This window comes from Flavobacterium sp. (assembly GCF_043773265.1).
Taxonomy (GTDB): domain Bacteria; phylum Bacteroidota; class Bacteroidia; order Flavobacteriales; family Flavobacteriaceae; genus Flavobacterium.
The window spans coordinates 1-3,735 of the sequence record NZ_JAYVFH010000109.1 but is presented as its reverse complement, the minus strand read 5'-3'; the positions used below and the strand labels follow the sequence as shown (position 1 = coordinate 3,735).

4 protein-coding genes are annotated in these 3,735 nt (G+C 29.5%); all 4 read right to left on the bottom strand.

Features of this window, described 5'->3' with window-relative positions; translation table 11 throughout:
* Positions 1-408: 408 nt before the first annotated feature.
* Positions 409-1,572: an HNH endonuclease family protein gene (locus ACH2BO_RS05820; protein WP_395043812.1), complete on the bottom strand. Its 1,164-nt coding sequence runs from the start codon at positions 1,570-1,572 to the stop codon at positions 409-411.
* The gene (locus ACH2BO_RS05815; protein ID WP_395043811.1) at positions 1,572-2,678 is read right to left on the bottom strand and encodes an adenine-specific methyltransferase EcoRI family protein; all 1,107 of its coding nucleotides are present in this window, start codon (positions 2,676-2,678) and stop codon (positions 1,572-1,574) included. Before ACH2BO_RS05815 ends, ACH2BO_RS05820 begins: the two co-directional genes overlap by 1 nt.
* Before the next feature lie 308 nt (positions 2,679-2,986).
* Positions 2,987-3,160 (bottom strand): hypothetical protein, encoded by a 174-nt coding sequence (locus ACH2BO_RS05810; protein WP_395043810.1) that lies wholly within the window; start codon positions 3,158-3,160, stop codon positions 2,987-2,989.
* Between the two features lie 4 nt (positions 3,161-3,164).
* Positions 3,165-3,692, bottom strand: coding sequence for a hypothetical protein (locus ACH2BO_RS05805; RefSeq protein WP_395043809.1), 528 nt, complete (start codon positions 3,690-3,692; stop codon positions 3,165-3,167).
* Between the last annotated feature and the right edge of the window lie 43 nt (positions 3,693-3,735).

Here is a 3,735-nt window from a genome sequence, read left to right as displayed (position 1 = left end):
ACTTTCTCCTCGCAAGACTAAATTTGTTTTTCCTACTCAAAAATAGTGAAAATAAATCAAATTTTATTTGTTTTTAAGCACAGTTCTTTGTTGGCAGATGCCCATTTACCCTTGATGTTGTTCTTACTACTCGTTATTTGTTATTTGTTACTCAATATTTGTTTTTTACATTTCAATAATAGTATTTTACTATGTCTTAAAAGTATTTTACCATTCGTTAAAAGTAATTTACTACGCCTTAAAATTAATTTACTTTTCATTAAAAGTATTCTACTATTTCTTAAAAGTGTTTTACTGTTCGTTATTAGTAATTGGTTATTCAATAATAGCATTTTATTACTCGATAAAACAAATTACATAATGAAAAAAAGTAAAGTGCGGTAGCACTTTGCTTTTTTTCATTATATTTTATTTATTTCCTTTCGCTCTATTATGTGATTTACACAACATTTCGCAGTTTTTCGTGTCGGTTGTTCCGCCTTTGCTCCAAGCTGTAACGTGGTCGGCATCCATTTCGGTAAGCTTCCATATTTTTGTTTTATTTGCATCGTGTCCAATTGCACAATAACTACAATTTGAAATACCTTTTGTTTCTGCTTCAGTTGTTTGTTTTGTGAAAAATAATTTTTTGGTTGCTTCGTCAAATACTCTTACTTCTAATAATTTTGTATCTATTGAACCACCCAATATAAATTCAAAAATTCCTTTTCTGTTTTTTATATATGGGTCAGCATAAAGATTTTTTATTTGTTCAAATATTGTTTTTGAGTTGTAAGGTTGTTTTCGATATGTTTCATAAAGTCTACCCCATTCAAGTCCTTTCATTTCGCTTTCAACTTCTGTAAATACAGTTGAAACCCAATCAATAACACTTGTGAAATAGTTTTTTAATTCAGTAATGTTTTTGTCAAATCTGTGTCGGCTCATATAATCGCCGACATTTTCTTTGCTAACCCATTCCAAAGCTCTTTCTAAAAAGTCTTGTCTATTGGCACTACCTGAAATATAAGCACTCCATTTTTGAATGTTTGCATTTTGGCTATTGCTAAACTCCTCTTTCCCTAATGTTACAAATGGTCCAGAATAAACTGCATTTAATAATTCTTGATTTGTTAATGGAACTCCCGAAATATTGATTGTTCTGAACCATTCTTTAATTTCGGTTTCTGTTCCTTCACATTCATAAATTAATAGTTTTGCTTCTAATATTTTTTTTTGTTTGTCCGATGCAATACCACTAAAATATTGCTCCATTCCGTTTTCGTCTTTTATTGCAAATTTGTTAGTTACAAATCTTCCAAAACTTGTAATTCGCTGTTGTCCGTCTAAAACTTCAAGGCTTTTTTCATCTACTCTATTGAAATAAATTAAACCTAAAGGATAACCTTTTAATATACTTTCTATTACTGCAACATCTCTTTTGCCGTCAGCATAAATATAGTTTCTTTGGTATTCTGGTTGAATTGTTAAAGTTCCCGATAAACCAAACAAGCCTTTTCCCTCAAGTTCATTGTAAATGAAACCTTCGCAAATGTTTTTTATTTTTATATCTGTTCTTAATGTTGTTTCCATTATTTTTTGTGTCTTATTAAAATTCTATGATAAGTTTTTTGACATAATTTTCCATTGAACATTACCTGTCTTGATTTATATTCTTTGAAAGCTGGATTTTGTTTTAGAATTTCTAAATCAATACAAGGTTCACAACAATCCATAATTTCAAATTGTTCTGGTGAATATTTATCTAAAAAGCTTATTGGAACACCCATTATTCCATCATAGTTACTAGGTAAAGCATCAGTAAAAGGTACATTAATTCCATCATAATTTTCATATTTTGGATATACATTTCCTTTTACTTCTTTATGTTTACTAAACTTTATATTATCTTCCATTGTCATTAAGGGCAACGGTTGATGTCTTCTTCCGTGATCTATATTTGTAAGCCATAGACAACTATTTGTTGCTACAATTCGATTTCCTAGTTCATCAATTCTTGCTTCTGTCCCATATAATTCATATGTTTCAGGAACAATAAACCCAGAAATCCATCTGCCCATACCAGTTCCTAACCATAATTTATTCTCTTTGATTAAAGGAAAAACTTCCTTGTATGTAACAACATTTATGTTTCCAATAATTAAAAATTGCTTGTCTGCTTCGACTATCCAAGATAAAAATTTGCGAAAAAGAGAAAAAGGTGGATTTGTAATTATTATGTCGGCTTCGTTACGCAGTTTTTTAATCTCTTCGCTTTTAAAATCTCCATCACCTTTTAGATAAGTCCATTCAAGGTCATTTACATCAATTTTTCCATCTCCACTTGTGTCGTGGTCAAGAGTAAATATTTTGCCATTTTTTATTGTTTTCTTTTTGTCAAATTGTGGATTTGTCGTTTCGAAAAGCGTTGGTTGGTAATTTGTTTTATATAGTTTACTATCAGGTGCATAACTAGTACTTATAAGTTTTTTTATTCCATATCTTTCAAAATTTTGAGCAAAAAATTTAGTAAAATTGCTCCATTCAGGGTCATCACAGGGAAGTAAAATTGTTTTACCACGAAACACGTTTGGGTTAAAATCTAAATATGCGTTAATTTCTTTTTCAATATCGTGATATTGAGTATAAAACTCATCGTTCTTTGCTGTTTTTGCACTTGTAAGATTTGTATTTGCCATTTATTATTTTTTGGTTTTAATTCTTGCAAGGCAAAAATAACATTTTAAAATTGATATTAAGAAGAAATCAAAAAAAGGGTTTTGCGTTAGCAAAACCTTTTTTTGATTTCATTTTTTTTCGAGTTTTTTTTATGCGTTTCGTGTCGCTCACGGGTTTCTGCCAACGTCTCGTGGCTTGGCGTCAGTTGGGGATTTGGTTGACCAAATGTATAAATTAAAGACCGAACTTCCAAGTACAAAACCAACTTTAAAGTTTGCCTTAAACCCCAATTGCGCCAAACCGCTGTTGTGCGACGGCAAAATATTTATTATACTTTTTCAGTATTTTTTGGTTTTCTTTTTACGATTTTTTTCATAATCGCAATTTTGTTTTCCTCCTTTTTTGATTTTATGTATTCACTAATTTCTTTACGTTCCACATCTGTCAGTGGCTCGCTTTGAATAATAAAATCTATTCCGATTGGCTCTTTTATAAATCCCATAACGTTAATTTTTAAAATATTTTTCTACTAAAAATTTTGCTGATTGAGTTTCAATAATCATTCTTTGATTTTTGAAATGATATGCTCCCAAAGTTTTTTCATAATGTTCAATAAGTTTAGTTTTTGCAGTAAAACCTACAAAACCGTCAAATCCTTTTTGGAATGAAAGTTTACAAGCATAAGCAACTAAATTTCCTGCAACTCCTTCATACAATTTGTTTTCGCCAATGTTGAATGGAGAACTTTCTAATAAATCCATATAAATATGGTCAGCTTCAATCGTTATACTTAATAATCCTTGAATAATATTTGTATTATGTTCAATGGTTAATTTATAGACTTCTTTTTTAATGTCGTTAAATTCAGATTTCCAATCAAAATTCCAACCATTTTTTTTAATAATATCTTTTAAGTCTGATTTTGTAAGTAGAATAACTTCGGTTTGGAAACTGTCGCCAGAGATTGTATTTAAGATAGAATTAGTCAAACTATCTATAATAAAATGTTGCTCTATAAATTTCTTTTTTTCCATATCTCAAATTTACGAATTTTCATTACGATATAGAATTTTTCAG